This window comes from Micromonospora okii (assembly GCF_020884795.1).
Taxonomy (GTDB): Bacteria; Actinomycetota; Actinomycetes; order Mycobacteriales; family Micromonosporaceae; genus Micromonospora; species Micromonospora okii.
Window position 1 is genome coordinate 94,268 of sequence record NZ_BBZF01000022.1, and the last position, 19,537, is coordinate 113,804.

15 protein-coding genes are annotated in these 19,537 nt (G+C 74.7%); 6 read left to right on the plus strand and 9 right to left on the minus strand.

Annotated elements, in window-relative coordinates; all coding sequences use genetic code 11:
- Positions 1-92 precede the first annotated feature (92 nt).
- A complete protein-coding gene (locus LPU43_RS21355) occupies positions 93-320 on the plus strand; it encodes a hypothetical protein (RefSeq protein ID WP_229402274.1) in 228 nt (75 codons plus the stop codon).
- Positions 321-368: 48 nt separating this feature from the next.
- On the opposite strand, the gene LPU43_RS21360 is transcribed toward LPU43_RS21355, so the two are convergent.
- Genes LPU43_RS21360 through LPU43_RS21400 form a run of 9 tightly spaced genes read right to left on the minus strand, consistent with a single transcriptional unit; the run spans position 369 to position 12,709 of the window.
- On the minus strand, positions 369-944 hold the full coding sequence (locus LPU43_RS21360; RefSeq protein ID WP_229402275.1) for a cob(I)yrinic acid a,c-diamide adenosyltransferase: 576 nt from the start codon (positions 942-944) through the stop codon (positions 369-371).
- A 28-nt stretch (positions 945-972) separates the two neighbouring features.
- Positions 973-1,878 (minus strand): phosphotransferase family protein, encoded by a 906-nt coding sequence (locus tag LPU43_RS21365; protein ID WP_229402276.1) that lies wholly within the window; start codon positions 1,876-1,878, stop codon positions 973-975.
- Positions 1,871-3,088: an MFS transporter gene (locus LPU43_RS21370; protein ID WP_229402277.1), complete on the minus strand. Its 1,218-nt coding sequence runs from the start codon at positions 3,086-3,088 to the stop codon at positions 1,871-1,873. The genes LPU43_RS21365 and LPU43_RS21370 overlap by 8 nt, the downstream gene beginning before the upstream one ends.
- Before the next feature lie 11 nt (positions 3,089-3,099).
- Complete coding sequence (locus LPU43_RS21375) at positions 3,100-5,673, minus strand: lantibiotic dehydratase (protein WP_229402278.1); 2,574 nt, start codon at positions 5,671-5,673, stop codon at positions 3,100-3,102.
- Positions 5,663-6,595: a PHP domain-containing protein gene (locus LPU43_RS21380; protein WP_229402279.1), complete on the minus strand. Its 933-nt coding sequence runs from the start codon at positions 6,593-6,595 to the stop codon at positions 5,663-5,665. Before LPU43_RS21380 ends, LPU43_RS21375 begins: the two co-directional genes overlap by 11 nt.
- Before the next feature lie 8 nt (positions 6,596-6,603).
- Positions 6,604-7,653, minus strand: coding sequence for a hypothetical protein (locus tag LPU43_RS21385; RefSeq protein ID WP_229402280.1), 1,050 nt, complete (start codon positions 7,651-7,653; stop codon positions 6,604-6,606).
- Positions 7,650-8,744 carry an arginase family protein gene (locus LPU43_RS21390; RefSeq protein WP_229402281.1) on the minus strand — a complete coding sequence of 365 codons (1,095 nt, stop codon included), beginning with the start codon at positions 8,742-8,744 and terminating at the stop codon, positions 7,650-7,652. The genes LPU43_RS21385 and LPU43_RS21390 overlap by 4 nt, the downstream gene beginning before the upstream one ends.
- Positions 8,741-10,096: a B12-binding domain-containing radical SAM protein gene (locus LPU43_RS21395; RefSeq protein ID WP_229402282.1), complete on the minus strand. Its 1,356-nt coding sequence runs from the start codon at positions 10,094-10,096 to the stop codon at positions 8,741-8,743. Before LPU43_RS21395 ends, LPU43_RS21390 begins: the two co-directional genes overlap by 4 nt.
- A gap of 30 nt (positions 10,097-10,126) precedes the next feature.
- Positions 10,127-12,709, minus strand: coding sequence for a lantibiotic dehydratase (locus LPU43_RS21400; protein ID WP_229402283.1), 2,583 nt, complete (start codon positions 12,707-12,709; stop codon positions 10,127-10,129).
- Between the two features lie 883 nt (positions 12,710-13,592).
- Between LPU43_RS21400 and LPU43_RS21405 the strand changes: the two genes are divergently transcribed.
- From LPU43_RS21405 to LPU43_RS21425, 5 genes are all read left to right on the plus strand, one after another.
- Positions 13,593-14,957 carry an alkaline phosphatase PhoX gene (locus tag LPU43_RS21405; protein WP_229402284.1) on the plus strand — a complete coding sequence of 455 codons (1,365 nt, stop codon included), beginning with the start codon at positions 13,593-13,595 and terminating at the stop codon, positions 14,955-14,957.
- A 139-nt stretch (positions 14,958-15,096) separates the two neighbouring features.
- Positions 15,097-16,128, plus strand: a complete 1,032-nt coding sequence (locus tag LPU43_RS21410) for a 3-oxoacyl-ACP synthase III family protein (RefSeq protein ID WP_229402285.1) — start codon at positions 15,097-15,099, stop codon at positions 16,126-16,128.
- Entirely contained in the window at positions 16,125-16,862 is a 738-nt protein-coding gene (locus LPU43_RS21415; protein WP_229402286.1) for a glycosyltransferase family 2 protein, read from the plus strand. The genes LPU43_RS21410 and LPU43_RS21415 overlap by 4 nt, the downstream gene beginning before the upstream one ends.
- Positions 16,863-16,886: 24 nt before the next feature.
- Positions 16,887-18,377 carry a class I adenylate-forming enzyme family protein gene (locus tag LPU43_RS21420; protein WP_229402287.1) on the plus strand — a complete coding sequence of 497 codons (1,491 nt, stop codon included), beginning with the start codon at positions 16,887-16,889 and terminating at the stop codon, positions 18,375-18,377.
- Positions 18,370-19,524 (plus strand): cytochrome P450, encoded by a 1,155-nt coding sequence (locus tag LPU43_RS21425; protein WP_229402288.1) that lies wholly within the window; start codon positions 18,370-18,372, stop codon positions 19,522-19,524. Before LPU43_RS21420 ends, LPU43_RS21425 begins: the two co-directional genes overlap by 8 nt.
- Positions 19,525-19,537 lie beyond the last annotated feature (13 nt).

Consider the following 19,537-nt stretch of genomic DNA (forward strand, 5'->3'; position numbering starts at 1 on the left):
CTGGCGGGATCGTTCGCCGCCGCCGTGCTCCGTAGCGTCGTGATCGCTAGCCGGTGACGCGACCGGCCGACGGCAGCAACGAGGAGGACACCGTGACGGACGTGTACCGCAGCATCGAGGGCGAGTCGACGACGCAGGCCGGGCGGCCCGCCCGCGCGGGGCGCGACCAGGCCCGCCCGCTGCTCTGGGTGGCGCTGGTGGTCAGCGCCGTCCTCAACGCCACGCTGTCGATGGTGGACGTCCTGCTGGGCGCGGCGTTCGGGGTCGTGGTGCTGGCCTGCGCGTGGGCGCTCGTCGTCCGCTACCGCCGCAACCGCTGACGCCACCGGCGGGCCGCCCGGCACACGGGCGGCCCGCCGGGCGACACGTCAGCGGTTGGCGCCCGGCTTCCACAGCACGTCACCGCGGGCGCGGTTCGCGTGCCGGGCGAGGATGAACAACAGATCCGACAGGCGGTTCAGGTACTGGGCGGTCTCCCGGTTCATGCTGTCCGGATACTCCGAGAGCGCCAGCCACGTGGCCCGCTCGGCGCGGCGCGCCACCGTCCGCGCCTGGTGCAGGAACGCGGCACCCGGCGTGCCGCCCGGCAGGATGAAGCTGCGCAACGGGGCGAGGCTCTCGTTGTAGCGGTCGCACTGTTCCTCGAGGAAGGTGACGTACCCGGCGGCGACGCGTAGTCGCGGGACGCCGGAGTCGTCCGGGCCGATCGGCGTGCAGAGGTCGGCCCCGACGTCGAACAGATCGTTCTGGATGCGTTCCAGCAGGAGCCGGATCTCCTCGTCGAGATCACCGGCGGCGATGGCGACGCCGATCGCGGAGTTGGTCTCGTCCACGTCGGCGTACGCGACCAGCCTGCTGTCGGTCTTGCCCACCCTGCTCATGTCGCCGAGAGCGGTCGTCCCGCCGTCGCCCGTACGGGTGTAGATGCGGGTCAGATTCACCATGGGAAGCTCCTGTCGGGGTAGGGCGGCGTCACCCGGCGGCGGCCACCTGTTCGCCCAGCGCACGGGCGTGGTCGGCGGCTGCCGGACCGCGCTGCGGATCCGGTGCCTCGGAGAGGAAGACGAGCGCGAGCATCAGGGCCGCGTCCAGCCGGCACACCAGCTCCGCCGGCGTGTCGGCCGGCGGGAGGTGACCGGCCTCGGCGTACCCGGCCCGGATCGCCGGCAGGTCGAGGTCGTTCTCCGGGTAGCGGGCGTACTCGGTGAGCCGGCCGAACTCGACGACGGCGTCGCCGAGCAGCGCGTTCGACCAGTCCACCAGCGCCTCGACCTGCCCGCCGACGCGGCGCACGTTGTCGCTGCGCACGTCGAGATGGACCAGCCCGGAGGTGCCGATGCCGCTCAGCGGCGCGGCGAGGCGCGGGAGGTCGGGCGGCGCGGGCCAGCCGTCGACCAGGCGGCCCACCTCGGCCCACCGACGCAGGATGCGCGCGGCCAGCACCCCGGCCGTGGTCGTGCCCTCCGCGGCCACCGGGGTCAGCCGCGGCGCCGGCAGGCGGTGCAGGCGGGCCAGCAGGGCGCCCAGGTGGTGGCCGTCGAGCCCGCTGCCGTCGTCCGTCACGAAGCGCGACAGCAGCAGGTCCGGGGTGGTGTCGTCGTCACCCAGGCGCAGTTCGAGCGGCTCGGCCACCGGAAAGCCCAGCGCCGACAGATGCCGGGTGATCTCGTACTCCTGGGCCAGCAGCACCCGGGTGTCCACGCGGGGGTCGTTGGCGTTGGATTCGAAACGGCGCTCCGCCAGGCGCAGCGCGACCGGGGCGCCGTCCGGGCCGAGCGCCCGGAAGACGGTGAACTCCAGGCCCCGGCCGACGAGTTCCAGCCCGTCCAACTCCCACCGGTCGGTGAGTCGGTCCAGCACGGCATCGAGATCAGTCATCGTCGTCCTTCGCGGCGTAGCGGATCCGGGGATCGCGCCGGAGCGTCGGTGCGATCCACGGACACAGTGCCAGCAACGCGACCCCGCCGGCCAGGAACGCCACCCTGGGGCCGGCCGCCTCGCCGATCGAGCCGAGCACGAGCGCGCCGACCGGCATCATGCCCCACGCGACGAGCCGGTAGGCGCCCGTCGTGCGCCCCAGCAGGCGATCGGGGACGACCCCCTGGCGCAGCGCCACGGCGATGACGTTCCACACCATGACACCCGCGCCCGAGACCGCGTACGCGACCGCGACGACGGCCGTCTCGTCCGTGGCCGCGACGCCCACAGCCGCCGCGCCGATCAGCGCGAGGCTGCCGATCAGCGTGGGCACCCGGCCGTACCGGTGCGCGGCCCGCGCCGCCACGGCGCCGCCGAGCACGCCGCCCAGCGCGCCGGCCGCGACGAGCGCGCCGTACGCGGCGGAGGGTAGTCGCAGCACGTCGCGGACCAGGATGACGAAGACGGCGACCTGACCGAGGTACACCGCGTTGATCAGACCGGCGGTCACCGTCAGCAGGCGCAGCAGGGGATCGTGAACCAGGTGTGCCACCCCCTCCCGCATCTCCGCCAGGAGGTTCCGGCCGCCCGCCGCGGGCTGCGGGCGGGAGTCGGGCAGCCCGGTGAGCAGGGCCGCCGAGACGGCGAACGAGATCGCGTCCAGTACGAACGGCACGGCCCGGCCGATCGCGAACAGGAAGCCGCCCAGCACGTGCCCCAGCAGATCGCGGCCGACCGTCTGGATGACGAACAGCCGGCCGTTCGCCGACTCCAGCAGGTCGGCCGCGACCACGCTGGGCAGGAACGCGAACGAGGCGCAGTCGAACAGCACCTCGCCGAGACCGAGCAGGAAGGCGACCGTCACCAGCGGCCAGAACGTCAGCCATCCGGCGGCGAGCAGCGCGGCCGCGCCGACCAGCGTCACCGCGCGCAGGACGTCGGCGATCACCATCAACCGCCGCCGCTCGAAGCGGTCCGCGTACGCGCCCGCCTGCAGACCGAACAGCAGCCAGGGCACGGTCGTCGCCGCCGTCACCACGGCCACCTGGAGGCCGTCGCGCAGCACCGCGGCGGCGAGCAGCGGCAACGCCGCGAACCGGATGCCGTCACCGATCCCGGAGACGCCCGCCGCGCCCAGCAGACGCCGGTACGCGACGGGCGAATCCACCACGACGCGAGCCGTCAACGTGGCCGTCCGGGCGAGAAGACCGCGCACCGCAGTTCGGTCGTGTACCGGTGGCCGCCGACGTCGAGCCACCGCTCCTCGGGCGCCGGCAGCATCTCGGACACCTCCATCGTCCCCTCGGCACGGCGGGCCACCCGGCACAACTGGCGGACGAGCAGCGGGGCCTCCCAGTCGACGTAGATCGGCTTGGGCTCGCCGGACACCTTGACGAACACGTGCCTGGGCAGGCCGTACTCCGCCCGTAGCAGGCACGCGGCCAGGTACTGCGCGGCGTCTCCCGCGTTCACCCGGTCACCGGTCAGCGTGAGCCCGCGCAGCCGCTCGGACGGCACCCGCCACGTCTCGCGTTGCAGGATCACCCGGCCGCAGCGGATCCGGGGCACGTGCGCCAGCGTCTCGGCCCGCAGCCCCACTCCGCCGAAGTGCCGGGGGAACGCGAACGGCGACAGCGGGTCCTGCAGGATGCTCGGCCCCCCGGCCGGCGGGGCCATGAGCCGGATCCGGCCCTCGACGCCCCGCGCCCGCAGTTCGAGGCGTCCGTTCCGGATCACCAGGTACAACTGGGAGGGTTGCAGGACCCGGTCGCGGGTCTGTGGGGACCGCCCGTACACCTCCAGGTCGTGACAGGGGTGGACGAGTTGGGTGGAGGACTTGTCCGGGTGGCCGCGCGACAGGTTCACCAGGACCTCGTCGTCGTCGAGCAGCGACAGGTAGCCCCGATGCACCTCGGGCAGCAGATCGGGGGCGACCTCCTGGACCAGCGGGCTGAAGCTCGTGTGCGTGAGCACCTCGCGGACGGCGTGGCAGTCGCCGATCACGGCGGTGAAGTCGCCGCGCCGCAGCGCGTCGCGGCTCCGCGCGGCGAACAGCACGTCCGGGTTGCACAGCGCGGACGGCGCGGCCGGCTGGGTGCCGAGGATCGCCTCCAGCGTGTCCCGGGGCACCTCTACCTCCCGCCGGTCCGTGTCCGGCCCCAGCAGCGCGCGCACGATCCAGTCGTCCAGGTCCGCCAGCTCGGCCTCGATCGGCGCGCACTCCCGCACGAGGTGCTCGCGGTCCGCGAAGGACCGCGCGTAGAGCTGGTCGAGGGGCACCTCGGTGTCGTCGCCGAAACGGTCCCGCACCCAGCGGGTCAGCACGTCGAGCTCGCGGCGCATGCGCAGGCGCGGACCGGCCAGGACCAGCTCGTAGACGACGGCCAGCTCGTCGGTGACGAACCGGGCGAGGTCCGGGCCGATGGTGAGCCCCCGCAGCCGGCCACGCGCCTCCTCGAACAGGATGCTGCGATCGGCGTAGTGCAGGCCGCTGTTGCGGTTGCCGGCCACGCCGGTCAGGTCCTGGAACCGTTGCTTGGCGGCAGCCAGCAGCGCCGGGCGCTGCGCCGCCGGCAGGGCGGAGAAACGGAGCAGGTCCTGCTCGAAGCCGTCGATCGCGGCCAGCATCGGCGCGGCCCGAGGGTCGTCGCGGGGCAGCAGGGCCCGCAGGGCGCTCAACGGCCGGGACTCGCCCACCGGGATCTCGAACTCCGCGATGAGCCACTCGTCGCGGACGGCCCGGCGCAGCACCTCGTCGAAGGGCTCCGGATCGCTCCACCGCGCCCGCAGCTCACCCACCGTCCGGGTGCCGTCGGCCCGCTGCCACAGCCACTGCTCGCCGGGGGACGCATCCGTCTCGCCCAGCTTACGGAAGTTCCACTCCGTGTCGAGGCCGTCGCGCGTCGTGAAGGCGTACTGGATGACGCGGCCGTCCCGCAGGAAGGAGAGAGGCCGCCGCCGGGGGCGGACGTGCTCCGCGAGGCCGGGGATCTCACCGGCCGCGACGGCGAGCCGTTCCGCCGCCCAGTGGGTGAAGAACGCGGTACGCGTCAACGGGCCCTCCGCCGACCAGGTGACCCCCGGTTCGGTGCCGACGCGGCCCACGGTGAACGGACCGAAGTGGGAGTGCGTCTCGTTCTTCGTCGTGACCCGCTGCAGGTACATGGTCAGCAGGTCGGCCATCTTGCGGGTGTGCTTTCCCGGTTCGCCCCGGTAGCCGTCCAGCCAGGCGGCGAGCGTGGGGTAGGCGGCGTCGTTCGACAGCAGCAGCACCTCGCGCAGCGGCTCCTCGGCGAAGGCCCGCGCCACCGCGTCCCCCGCCGCGTCGAGCAGCTCGCGGTGCCGGTCCTCGAAGGCCGCCCAGTCCGCTGCCAGCGCCGTGACGGCGGACTGGTACTCGCGCAGCGCGTCACCGGACGAACCCGGCAGCCCGTCGAGCGCCGGGCCCAGCTCCGCCGGGGCGATCGGCCGGAGCTGCCCCACCCGGGACAGGATCCTCTCGACGCCGGTCGGGCGGTGCGCCCGCAGCAGCGTCTTCAACTCCGCGGCGAGTTCGGCGAGCCGAGCCCGGCGGGCGATCAGCGTCGCAGACCGCGCCGCGTGCTCGCCGTCGACGAGCGGGGCCAGCATCTCCAGGGGAAACCCCGCCTGCCGGAGCACGACGACCGGCACCAGGCTCCAGGCCCGCTCCGCGAACGACGGTCGACCGGTGTCGGGGAGTCCCTCGGCGGCCCCGGAGAACGTGTCAGTGGTCATTGTTCTGCCTCGCCGGTAGCTGGGACGGCCTGCGCTCGTGCAGGGCGTCGACGATCGCCATGGGGTCGCCGGGGGGCGTCGGCAGCCGCCCCGGCTCCGGCACCCAGGGCTTGACCCGTGTGCCGTGGTAGTCCGAGCCCGCGGTCGCCACCAGGCCGGCGGCGGCGCAGAGCTGGGCCAGCCGGGCGCTGTCGGCTGGCCGGTGCCAGCTGGTCCAGACCTCCAGGCCGCCGAGCCCGGCCTCGGCCAGCGGCTCCAACAGGGCCCGGCACCGCGCGTCGTCGAGGGCTGACAGCAGCGGGGCCGGGTGAGCCAGCACCGCGACGCCGCCCGCCTCGGTGACCCAGGCCAGGACCTCGGTCAGGTCGGGCCGCCACGGCACCGGCACGTGGAGCGGTTGACCGGGGCGGCACCAGTCCGCCGCGATGTCGCCGTACGTGTCCGGGCCGTATCCGGCGAACCGGGGATCGTCGCCGGCGGCGTCGGCCAGGAGCGCGAGGTAGTCGCCGACGTAGGCGACCCGGTCCGCGCCGATCTCCGCCGTCACGCGTCGCGGCGTGAGCGGCACGCCGATCGACGCGACGCGCTCGGTCCAGGTACGCCACCAGCGCACCTCGCCGTCGTGTACGTCACGCAGGCGGCGGCACAGGCGGGCGTCGCCGGGATCGACGAAGTACGCGAGACAGTGCACCTCCTCGCCGCGCCACTCGGCGGTGATCTCACAACCGGGTATGACGGTCATCCGGCCGTCCACGGCCCGGGTGAACTCCTCGACGCCCCCCATGGTGTTGTGGTCGACGACCGAGACCACCCGCAGGCCGGCGGCCAGGCAACGCGCGGCGACGGCCGCCGGGGGGTCGTCGCCGTCCGATCGTCTGGTGTGCACGTGCAGGTCGACCGGGGTGGTGCCGGTGCACGGCACGCCCCGACTCACAGCGGCCCCGGCAGGCGACGCCGCCAGGCGGCGGCCAGCCAGCGTTCGTACTCCGTGCCCTCGGGGTCGTCGACCACCAGGCAGAGCGGTTCCAACAGGCGACCCGGGCCACCCTGGAGTCCACCATGGATCATCGTGAGATTGTGCCCGATCAATAGGTCGCAGTGCTCGCCCGGCGCGAGGACCTCCCAGCGGTCACGGAACTCCGCCCAGTTGCGGCCGGTCGCCATCGTCATCTGGTGGCAGAACAGCCGGGCGGCGTCCCCGGCGCAGGTCCCGCAGGCGCAGCGCCGCGCCAGTGGCACGGCGGCGGGGTAGCGCTCGGCGTCCCGCGAGCTCAACGGGCTCTCGCTGTGGTGGAACGACAGCCCGTGCCACATCGGCTCGACCAGTCCCAGCATCCCGCCGAACGAGGGGTAGGGGCAGCCGTGCTCGGCCTGGCCACGCACCGCCGCGCGGAGGTTGTCCCCGAGCCAGCCGGCGACGGTCGCCGGGTCGTCGGCCCCCTTGACGCCGCGTTCGCCCAGCACGTCCTGGAGTATCGAGAGCCAGTCGTAGTACGTGGTGACGCTGAGCCCTTCGCCCGGGTCGGCGAGGAAGATGCCCTGGTACATCTTGTGGGCGGGCGTCGTGGTGTATCCGGCGGTGCCGAACTCGCGCAGCCCGGGATCCCACTCGGGCACGTCCAGCAGGCTGGGGGTCAGGTACGAGCAGTGCTGCCCGTCGTGGTGCGGCAGCAGCGTCCGGGTGTGGAAACCCTCCGGCACGTAGGTCGTCTGCGGCTTGTCGACCTCCAGGCGCAACCCGCCCGGAGCGCCCCGGTCGATCAGGGTTCGCCGGACCTGCTCCGCCAGGTCGAGGGCGATGCGCCGGCTGTCGTCCACGCCGAGCCGGAGGCGGCCGATCCGGAACACCGCGAAGCCGGTCCCGTGCAGCAGCTCGACGGCCGCACCGGCGAGCCGCCGCACCACGTCCGCGCGGTCCCGCGGCGACGAGCCGGCCAGGTCGGCGCAGTCGACGAACGCCGAAGCGGGTGCGAATCTCATCGTGCCTCCTCGGCGTCGCGTCCGGCCGACGTGGTCCACGGCGCCAGGCCGGACGGGCGGGAGTCGGCGCGGAACAGGAAGTTGAACAGCAGGTGGGCCGCGATCTGGGCCGTGCTGCCCGACTGGTCGTAGCGCGGCGCCACCTCGGCGACGTCGACGCCGCCGATCGGCAGGGCGCGGAGCTCCTCGTAGATGTCGAGCAGGTCGCCGATGCCGATGCCGCCCATGGTCACGTGCCCGGTGCCGGTGGCGGAGGCGCTGTCGAGCACGTCGATGTCGAGCGAGACGTAGATCGTGTCGCACTGCTCCCCGAGCCGCGCGATGACCGGGGCCAGCGCCGCGGCGGCGCCGTCGCGCCTGATCTGGGCGCCGGGCACGACGTGGAAGCCGCGGCCGAGCAGGCTCTGGAACTGGTCGAACTTGGTCACGTCCCCGACGCCGACGAACGCGATGTCCTCGGGCCGCATGTCGGGGATCTCGCTGATCCGGCGGGAGTTCGACCCGTGGTACAGCGGCCCGTGCAGCGTGCTGACGTTCCCGAAGTCGAAGTGGTGGTCGATGTTGATGAATCCGATCCGGGCCGGACCGCCGTCGAGCCGCCCGGCGCGGAAGCCGGCGAACGTGGGGAAGGTGCTGGAGTGGTCGCCGTTGAGGAAGATCACGTGCGGCGCCGACCGGGCCAGCCGACGCGCCTCCACCGCCACGGCCTGGAAGGTTCGGACCGTGTTCGTCGGATAGACGTGCAGGTCGCCCACGTCGGCGACGCGCGGCGCCCGGTAGCGGAACGTGTCACCGCGGCGGGTGTCCAGCATCTGCCACTCGCCGAGGCTGTTGAGGTAGCTCGCGAAGACCAGGCTCGCCTGCCGGATCGCCCGGGGCCCCTCGGCCGCGCCGGGGCGCGAACTCGCCGTGCCGTCGAAGGGCACGCCGGCGACCGCCCAGCCGTCCGGGCCGACGTCCACGCCGGCCGCGCTCGCCGCGGGCGCCCCGAACAGCGTGCCCAGGCCGGCCCAGCCGGGCAGCGGGTCCTGCTCGAACTCCTCCGGTTTGACGCTGTGCTGTAGGGCCTCGAAGTCCGGCAACTCGGTCATCTCGCCTCCAGTTCGGCTGCGGCCAACAGATCCGGTCGTGCGGGCAGCCCCGCACGGACGATGCGGTGCGCGGTGGCGACCTTCTCCTGGAAGAGCTCCCAGCTACGCTCCGGGCTCAGGTGCGCAGGCCGGTAGACGACCGGCGCGTCCTCCCGCCAGCGCGAGAAGTCCCAGTCGAAGATGCGGTCGCGCAACCGGGGAAAGTCCGGGACCAGGGGGTACGGGACGAAGTTGTAGAGGTTGAACAGCCACAGCCGCGAGCTGTTCTCGTCGAGCCAGTCGAGCGTCTGCCGATGGGACTCCTCGGTCTCCTCGTCGAGGCCGCCCATGAGGTTCAGGACCACCTTGAGGCCGGCGTCGCTGAGCTCACGGATCCTGCCGGTGTAGTGGTCGAGCCCGCGCGACAGCTTGGCCAGCCGCTTGAGCATCTGCGAGTCGGCCGACTCGAAGCCGAGCTCCACGGCGATCACCCCGAGCTCGCGCATGCTGTCGATGACCCACTCCTTCACCTGCATGACGTGGGTCTGCGCGATGAAGCGGTAGCCGGGCCGGTCCCGGAACACGTCAATGAGGTTCTGGACCGCCTCCCGTGACTGGCCGAACGTCTTGTCGCCGATGTAGATGAGCCGGGTCTCCGGGAACCGCTCCGCGAACTGGTCCACCTCGGCGGCCAGGGCGCCCTTGTCCACGAGCGTGAGGCTCTTGCTCCAGGCGTCGCCGCAGAACGCGCACTCGTAGAGGCAGCCGTGGCTGGCGTTGAGGCGCAGCAGCGGCACCTTGCCGCCGTAGCCGTCCAGATGCCGGTAGTCGGGCGCCCACGTGATGCGGTCCTTCGACAGCCCCCGCACGCTCGGCCGCTCGCTGGTGCCGCCGCCCGCGCCGTGCAGCGCGGCGAGCCGGCGGACGAAGGCGGTGTCGAGCTGCCCCCGGTGCACGAGGTGCACGGCGCCCTCGGGGGCCAGCGGCGCCATGTTGCCGCCGAGGACGACGCGACGCCCCTCGGCCTCCAGGTGCTTGGCGACGTCGAGGGCCAGGCGCAGGTTCTGGGCCAGCGGGGAGGCCAGGACCAGGTCGCCGGGGGCGGTCGCGGACATCAGGGCCTCGGTGCAGGCGGTCACGTCCGCGGGGATCCGCGACAGGTCCTGGAACGTGGAGTCGATCCCGGCCGTGTCCAGCAACGCGGTGAGGTGGGCCACCCACAGCGGCATTTCCCACAGGCCGTCGGACGGGATGAAGTACTCCGGGAAGAACGCCCGGAACGCCCGGTCGTAGTCCAGGTAGTAGTCGGAGAGCCGCCGGTCGGGCTCTTGCGTGGAGGGGAACGGCAACTGAACCACACAGCTTCTGAGCACGGTTCCTCCTTGGCGTGAGTCGCGGGGGAGCTATCCACCTGTTCCGGGTGAGAACAGGGCGCATCGCAGCTCGCTGGTGTACCGCTCACCGTCCAGGTCGAGCCAGAGATCGTTCCTGGCCGGGAGCATCTCGCTGAACTCCATGGGCCCGTCGGACCTGCGGGCCAGCCGGAACACCTGCCGGACCAGGATCGGCGAGTCCCAGTCGACGAAGACCGGCTTGGGCTCGCCGGGGATCTTCACGAAGCCCGTACCGGGCAGCCCGAGCCGACGCCGCAGGTCCCGGCCGGCGGCGAACTCGGCCGCGTCGCCCGCGGCCGGATGCACGCCCGGGCTCCACCCACGGAACGCGCTCGCCGGGATCCGCCACCGGGCGCGCTGCAGCACCACGCGCCCGCAGCGGATGCGGGGCAGGTGCGCGCGGTCGTCCGCGCGCAGGCCGATGCCGCCGAAGTGCCGGGGAAACGCGAACGGCGAGAGCGGGTCCTGGCGGATGCTGGGCCCGCCGGCGAGCGGGGCCAGCAGCCTCAGCCGCCGGTCGACGCCGTGCGCGCGCAGCTCCGGCCGCCCGTCGCGCACCGTCAGGTAGAGCTGCTCGGGACGCAGCACCTGGTCGGGCCCCTTGGGGGACAGCCCGTAGACCTCGAGGTCCGGGCACGGATAGCTGAGCTGCGCGCCGGTCTTGTCCGGGTGTGACCGGGACAGGTCGACCAGCAGCTCGTCGTCGTCGAGCAGTTCCCGGTACCGCCGGTACACCTCGTCGAGGACGTCGGGCGTCTCGGCGTGGATCAGCGGCGCGAAGCTGGAGTGGGTCAGCGCCTCCCGGACGCCGTGGCAGTCGCCGACGACCGCCAGGAAGTCGCCCCGGGCGATCGCCTCGGCGCTGGGCGCGGCGATCATCACGTCCGGGTTGCACACCGCCGGCTCCGCCACCCCGAGGCGGGCGAGCGTCTCCTCGAGCCGATCCCGGTCGACGACCGCCTCCGCCGGCCCGCCGGGGTGCCCGTCGAGCAGGGTTTCCAGCACCGTGCGGCCGGCCGCCGCGATCTCCTGGTCGATCCTCTCGCACCGCTGGGCGAGCGCCTCCCGCTCGGCGTAGAACGAGGTGTAGAAGCGGACGAGCGGCACGCGGGCCCCGGCGCCGAACCGCGTCCGCATCCAGTCGGCGAGCAGGTCCCGCTCCCGCCGGACGCGGATCCGGGGGCCGAGCAGCGCCACGTCGTAGACGACGGAGAGCTCCTCGCCGACGAGGGCGGCGACGTCCCCGCCGAGGCGCAGCCGCTTGACCGGCCCGTACGCCTCCTCGTACACGATGGCGCGGTCCGCGTAGTGGGTGCCGCCGGTGCGGTTCGGCGAGGTGCCGGTGACGGTCTCGAAGTCGTCCTTCAACCGCGCCAGCAGCGTCGCGCGTTCGGCCGGCGCGGCGGCGGCGAACGCGTCGAGCGCGGTGCGGAAGCGTTCCACCGTGGCCAGGTCGCCGACCGTCGACGGCGTCTCCGGCGACCCGCCCGCACGCAGGTGCGCGTCGAGCACGAGCAGCGGATCGGCCGAACCGATCGGGATCTCCCAGCGGCAGACCAGCAGATCCGCCCCGGTCAGGTCGTCCAGCGCCTCCTCGAGGGTCGCCGCCGGGGCGGGCACCCGCCGCGACCATGCCTCCCGAAGGTCGCCGACGGTCCGTACGCCGTCGCACCTCTGCCACAGCCACAGGCGGTCGTCGTCCAGCTCGGTGGTGGACACCGCGTCGAACCGCCAGCCGTCGGGCATGCCGGTCGTCGGCCGGAACGCGTAGAGGACCAGGCTCGATCCGGTCAGGAACGCCAGCGGCCGGCGGCGGGGCCGGACGAGGGCGTAGGCGTCGGGCCGTTGACTGAAGACCTCGGCCAGCCGTTCGCCGGCCCAGTGGGAGAGGAACACGATCCGCTGGAGCGGGCCGGTCTCCCAGGTGACGCCGCTGGAGAGGGGCGCCACCCGCGCCACGGACAGCGGCCCGAAGTGCGAGTGGGTCTCGTTCTTGGTGGCGACCCGCTGCACGTACATCGCGAGCAGGTCCGTCATCCGTCGGAGGTGCCCCGGCGAGCCGGCGGCCCCCCGGTCGATCCAGGCCGAGAACTCCGCGTACCGGGCGTCGTTGGAGAGCAGGAGAACCTGCCGGAACGCGGGATCCGCGCAGAGCCGGACCACCTCGCGGCGGGCCCGGTCCATCGCGTCGGCGAGCTGCGTCGTCCAGGCCGCCCAGGCCCGGTCGAGGCCGGTGGCGGTCTCCTGGTACGCCTCGACGACGGCGCCGGCGGAGGCCGGTGTCTCCCGGCGTAGCCGGGCGAGGTCGTCCTCGGCGAACGGCCGCAGCATGCCCACGCCGGAGGCGAGGTCTCCCCGGACGCCGACGCCGGCGGAGCGCATGACGGCCTTCAGCCGCTGGGCGAGCAGCCGGGTCGTGTCGCGCCGGGCGAGGAGGTCGTCCGCGCGTTCGGCGGCGGCCCGGTCGACGAGACCGTCCAGCGTGGAGAACGGGAAGCCGGCCTGCCGCAGCAGTGCGATCGGCACGAGAGACCACCCACCCGGCCCGGTGAGGTCGTCCCGCCCCGGCGACCGCTGCGGCGCGATGCTCATTCGACGTACCTCCCGACTCGCGTGGCGGACCGGACCGCCGGAACTTCGCGGGGGTCTGCGCACGTAATGGCTGTTCGTAGTCGATATCGCGCCGATCGGCGGCCACTTTTCCGCGGGCCTGCCGTGCGCCGACGCGTGCAGCGGATGAACGCCGAATCTTCGGGACCCGGCGGAACCACCTGTAAAGGATTATCGCGGAAGGTGGCGCAAGTCAATGCAATGTCGATATGGCGACCCTCGCTGCGGATGCTCCGATTGGTCTCCAGCGCGCCTGCGGGCGGGAGTGGGTGAGATAGAGGGGCGACGCTGGGAATCCCATCCTGAAAGAGATGTGGACGCTCCGCCGGCGCAGTTGCGGGGCCGTCCGGGCGGGTGCGATCGCCTGCTGAAAGGCCCGTGAGCTGGCGGTTCGGCGACGGCGTCGCGTCGGCCGGTGCTCGGTCCGGGTCGTCGCCGCAGGCGAGGGCAATCGCGCCCGGTCGAGGTGGCCGGCGGGCGAAGGAATCGGCTGCGATCGGGTCTCGGGCCGCCGGCACATCGAAAGATGTTTCGAATGTTAAATTGCGCTACGGGGCTGCGGATTGTCGGGCCGTGTGGTGGTTCCAGCGCTGAAAATCCCGGCGTTGAACGGTCGTGTGGGGGCAGGTGACGTATCCCGTGGGAAGGCGTCCCGGCCGGTCGTGAACGCGTCGACCCGGCCGTGGCGCGAATGGCCCGATAGGCGCGGCGTGGCTGCCGTCATCCGCGCGTCGACGGCGAGCCGCGCCCCCGGGATCGCCCGCCCCGGCTGCGCCGGCGTCCAACGGTTTCCGGGCCGGGACGAGAGACATCTTCGGCATCGAGCGGTTACTATGGCTCGCCTTCCGATCACTGAGGAGCTGCCTTGAGTCTCGACCGGCGACGCTTCCTGGCGCAATCAGGCATCGTGGGCGCGGGGGTGGCGCTGTCCGGCGTCATCGACGCGCTCTTCACGGCGGTGCCCGCCCTGGCGACCGGCGGGGGCGGCTACGGGCCGCTGGTGCCGGACGAGGCCGGCCTGCTGGACCTGCCCCGAGGCTTCCGCTACCGGGTCCTCTCCCGCCAGGGCGAGCCGATGTCCGGCGGCGGCGTCGTGCCCGGGAACTGCGACGGCATGGCCGCGTTCTCCGGCCCCGGCCCCCAGGTTCGCCTCGTGCGCAACCACGAGAGCTGGCCGTGGTCCGCCGCCGTGCCGGTCGCCGCGCCCCCGGAGCTGACCTACGACCCGGCCGCCCTCGGCGGGACCACGACGCTCGTCCTACGGCCGGGCGGCGTCGAGCAGCGGGTCAGCCTCGGCGGCACGTGGGCCAACTGCGCGGGCGGGCCGACGCCCTGGCGGACGTGGCTGTCCTGCGAGGAGTTGGAGGTCCGCCGGGGCGAGCAGGGCAACGAGCGCGACCACGGCTGGATCTTCGAGGTCGACCCGTACGATCCCGCCCGCAACACGCATCCGACCCCGCTCACGGCCATGGGCCGCTTCGCGCACGAGGCCGTCTGCGTCGACCCCCGCACGGGCGCGGTGTACGAGACCGAGGACGCCTCGGGGGAGAAGTTCGGCTGCTTCTACCGGTTCCTGCCGAACCGGCCGCTCGGCGGGCACGGCAGCCTGCGGGCGGGCGGGCGGTTGCAGGTCATGCGGGTGCCCGGGGTGGCCGACCTCTCTACCGTCCAGGAACCCGGCGCCACCTTCGCCCGCGTCGAGTGGCTCGACGTGCCGGACCCGCTGGCCACCACCGTCCCGATCAGGTTGCAGGACTACGGCCCGGCGGGCGTCACCCACGCCCAGAAGCTCGAGGGCGCCTGGTGGGGCACGGACGGCGCGGCGTACTTCGTCTCCTCCTTCGCCAAGCGCGCGAGCGGCTCCCAGGCCGAGCACCGGGGCCAGGTGTGGCGGTACCGGCCGGCCACCCGCGAGCTGACCCTGGTCGTCGTCTTCCACGCCACCGGCCCGGGGTCGGAGCTGTTCGAGAGCCCGGACAACATCTGCATGACCCCGTCCGGCGGGCTGATGCTCTGCCAGGACGGCGACGGCGACAGCTACCTCATGGGCACCACCGTCGACGGCGAGCCGTACCTGTTCGCCCGCAACCGCCAGAACGTCGGCACCGAGACCGCCCCCGCGTACGGTGAGTTCGCCGGGGCCTGCTTCTCCGACGACCGGCACACGATGTACGTCAACTGCTACGCCCCGGGCACGACGTTCGCCATCACGGGGCCCTTCCGCCGGTAGGCCCGTCCCGTCGTCGTCGCGGCCCTCCCGCCGTTGTCGCGGCCCTCCCGCCGCGACGACGGCGCCCGGGCCCGTCGCACCAGTGGACATGAGCACCCCTACTCATCCGCCCGGCGACGGCGTTCGGCAAGCTCAGCGCATGATCGACCCCACGACAGCACCGCCGCCGGCCCCGGTACGGGTGGGCATCACCGCCGTCGGGGCCAGCCTGCCCGACCGGGTCGTGCCCACGGCCGAACTGCACCGACGCCTCGCCGAGGCCAGCGGGATCTCCCTGCCCGACGGCCTGCTGTCGCGGATGACCGGGATCGCCTCCCGCCGGATGGCCGGCGACGGGGAGTACGCCTCCACCCTGGCGGTCCGCGCCGCCCGGCAGGCGCTCGCCGCCGCCGGCCGGGAGCCCGAGGAGGTGGACCTGCTGCTGTTCGCCTCGGCCACCCGGGACGTCGCCGAGCCGGCCACCGCCCACATCGTGCAGGCCGAGCTGGGCGGCCGGGCCCACGCCCTCGACGTCAGCAACGCCTGCAACAGCTTCCTCAACGGCGTCGACCTGGCCCGCTGCGCCATCCTCGCCGGCCGCGCCCGGCGCGCCCTGGTGGTGACCGGCGAGACGCCCACCCGGGCGATGCGCTGGCAGCTCACCGACCTCGACCAGGCCCGCGACGCCTTCGCCGGGTACACCTTCGGCGACGCCGGGGCCGCCGTGCTGGTGGAGCCGGTCGCCTCCGGCGGCATCGTCGACGTCGACACCGAGACCTGGTCGCAGCACTGGACGGTGGGCGGCATCCCCGGCGGCGGCTCCCGGCACCCCCGGGGCGACGAGCACACCTACTTCACCGGCGACGGGCGCGCGCTGCGCGACGTCTTCGAGAAGGTCGGCACGGACATCCTCCACCGCGTCCGGCACCGCACCGGCCTCGACTGGGCCGACTACGCCCGGGTGCTCGTCCACCAGGTGACGCTGCCCTACCTGGACCGGTTCGTCGAGGTGACCGGCGTGCCCCGGGAGAAGCTGGAGGTCACCGTCACCGAGCTGGGCAACCTGGCCAGCGCCACCCTCGGCGTCCAGCTCGCCCGCGTCGACGCCGGGCTGCGCCCCGGCGACCGGGTGCTCTTCATCGGTCTGGGCGGCGGCGTCAGCCTGATGACGATGGTCTGGGAGAAGTCGTGACCGCGCTGTGGGTGGTGGTCCCCGCGTACAACGAGGTCGCCCGGATCGGGGCCACCCTCGACGCCCTCGCCGCGCAGACCGACGGGGACTTCACCCTGCTGGTGGTCGACAACGCCTCCACCGACGGCACCCCCGACGTCGTCCGCCGCTTCGCGGCCCGCTCGCCCGTGCCGACCCTGCTGCTCGAGGAGCGGCAGCGGGGCGTCGGCGCGGCCGTCGACACCGGCTTCCGGCACGCCATCGCCCACGGGGCGACGCTGCTGGCCCGCACCGACGCCGACTGCCTGCCCCGGCCCGGCTGGGTGGCCGCCGCCCGCCGCACCCTCACCGGCGGTGCGGAGATGGCGTGCGGGCGGATCGTGGCCCGCCGCGACGAGCACGGCCCGCTGGGTCGGGCCGCCTTCCGCGCCGTGGTCGCCGTCGCCGCCGCCTTCGGGCGGCTGCGCCCCGCCCACCGCGCCCCCGGCTACCGGGCCCCCTACCGCATGCACGCGGGCAACAACATGGCGATCACCCCGGCCGCGTACCTGGCCTGCGGCGGGATGCCCCGCCGCCCGTCGCCGACGGACCGGGAGTTCCTCAACCGGGTACGCCGCCACACCGCCGCCATCGTCCACGACCGTTCGATGGTGGTCGAGAACTCCACCCGGCGGCTGCGGGCCTACGGGCTGCGCCGCGCCGCCGCCTGGTACCTGGACCGGGGCAGCGGCCCGCTGACCCCGGACCCCCGCTGACCCCGCCTGCGCCCAGGAGAACCGATGCTCGACGAACTGGCCACGGCGCTGCGCCGCCACCCGGACCGGCCGGCGGTGCTCACCGCCGGGGCGTCCGGCCGGCCCCGCGTCCGCGCCACCCGGGGCGAGCTGGCCGACCTCGCCGACGGGTACGCCGCCGCCCTGCACCACCACGGCCTGACCGCCGGGGACACCCTCGGCCTGGCCGTACGCCCCGGCCCCCGCGCGCTGTCGGTCCTGCTCGCCGCGCACCGGCTCGGTGTGCGGGTGGCGGTGCTCGACCCCAGCGCCGGCCCCGACGTGCTCACCGCCCGGCTGGCCCTGGCCCGCCCCGCCCTCGTCGTCGCCGACGCGGCGGCGCAGGCGGTCGCCGGGTGGGCGCGACCGCTGGCCGGCCGCGCCCGGCTGGCCCTGCCGCCGCTGGCCGACCTCGGGCCGGTACGCACCGCCGGCCCCCGGCTGCCCGGCTGCGCCCCCGCGCTGCGCCCCCGGTCGGGGCCGACCCCCGACCGGCGCGGCGACGACGGCGACGCGGTCGTCATCTTCACCTCGGGCACGACCAGCCGACCCCGGGCGGTGGTGCACCGGCGCTCCGGCCTGGACGCCGGGATGCGCGCCGTGTCCGACCTGGTCGGGCCGCGCCCCGACGTTCCGGTGCTCGGCGGCATGTTCTTCGTCCTCGTGCCCGCCCTGGCCGGGGGCGCCCCGGTGGCCCTGCCGGCCCGCTCGCCCCAGGCCCTGGCCCGGCAGGTGGCGCGCCTGCGCCCGCAGGCCAGCTACCTCACCCCGCCCCAGCTCCGGGCGCTGCTCGCGCGCAACCCCCGGCTCACCGGCCGGTTCTACAGCGGCTCCGCGCCGGTGAGCGCCACCCTGCTCGACCGGGTGCGGCGGGCCGGCGCCGAGCAGGCGTGGGGCGTCTACGCCCTGACCGAGCTTTTCCCCGCTGCCGCCGTCGAGGCCCGGGAGAAGGCCGCCTTCACCGGCGCGGGGGACCTCGTCGGCGCGCCGCTGCCCGGGGTGCGGACCCGGGTCGGGCCGGACGGGCGGCTGCTGCTCACCGGGCCGGGGCAGGCCCACCGCTACCTCGGCGAGGAACCGCACGACTGGGTGGACACCGGCGACGTCGCCCGGCTCGACGGCGACCGGATCGTCCTCGCCGGCCGCTGCAAGGACATGATCCTGCGCGGGGCGGAGAACATCTACCCCGGCCTGTACGAGCCGGCGCTGCACGTCCCCGGCGTCAACCTCGCGGTGCTGGTCGGCGTACCGGCGGGCGACGGCGACGAACGGCTCGTCGCCGTCGTCGAACCCGAGCCCGGGGCCGACCCGGGCCGGTTGCGCGCCGCCCTCGCGCCGGTCCTGGCCCGGATGGGGGCCGCCCGGCCCGACGCGCTGCTGCTCGCCCCGGTGCCGACCAGCGGCCGGTCCCGCAAGCCCGACCGGGCCGCCGCCGCCATCCTCGCCGCCGCCCGAGCCGACTTTCCCTCGACGCCCCGGAGGTACCGCCGTGCCTGAGCGGCCGACCGTGACCCCCGCCCGCCCGGACCGACGGGGGTCGGGCGGGCGGGGGCGACGCCGGGACCGGCGGGTCTACCTGCGCCGGTACCCGGTGCTGTTCGCCCTGCTCTCCGCCACCCGCCGCCGCCCGGCGCTGCGGCTGGGCCGCACCGTGCTGGTCCACGACCCGGAGGGTTACCTCGCCGCGCTGACCCGGGTGCCCCTGGACCGGCTCGCCGCCGGCACCGTCGGCGGGACCGCCCGCCGGCTCGGCAGCGACGGGCTCCTGTTCGACCAGGAGGGCCCCGAGCACCGGCTCCTGCGCCGCCGCCTGCACGACGGGCTCGGGCCCGCCGGGGTGGACCGGCTGCGTCCCGTCTGGACGGAGGTGCTGCGGCGGCGGCTCGCCCCGCTCGGTGCCGGCGAGCCGGTGGACCTGGTGCCGGTGGTGGCCGAGCTGGCCGGCGCCACCACCGCCGCCCTGCTCGGGGTGGACGCCGATCCGCTGGCCCTGGCGGCGGCGGCCCGGCGGGCCGCCGCCACGGCCGCCGCCGAGCAGCTACCCGGCCCGCGCCCGCCCGGCCGGGCCCGCGCCGCCCGCCGGGCCGTCGCCGACCTGGCCGACCTGCTGGCGGTGCCCCCGGACGAGGCGGGCCTGGCCGCCATGCTGACCGTCGCCGCCGTCAACACCACCGTCGCCGGCATCCCCCGGGCCGTCGCCTGGTGCGCCGACGACCGGCTGTGGGCGCACGCCGAGTCGGCCGACACCCGGAATGCCCTGGTCGACGAGCTGCTTCGGGTGACCGCGCCGACCCCGCTGCTGCCCCGCGTCGCCGCCGGCGACGGCACCGTGGGCGGCTGCCCCGTCCGGGCCGGGGACCGCCTGCTGCTGGTCGCCCGGCACGCCGCCGGGGCGCACCGCACCGACCCGGACTGCGCCGACCCCGCGCCGACCCGGATCGCCCGGCTCGTCTTCGGGGCGGGCACGCACTCCTGCCCGGGCGCCCGGCTGGCCCGCGCGCAGCTCGCCGACACCCTCGCCGCGCTCGCGCCGCACCGGCCGGTCGTGGTGGCCGCCCGCGCCGACGCCCGCGCGGCGCTGCCGGGCTGGGCGCGCCTCGTCGTCCGGGCCGACCCGTCCCGGCCGGAAACCGAGCCGTGCTGACCGGGGCGGATCG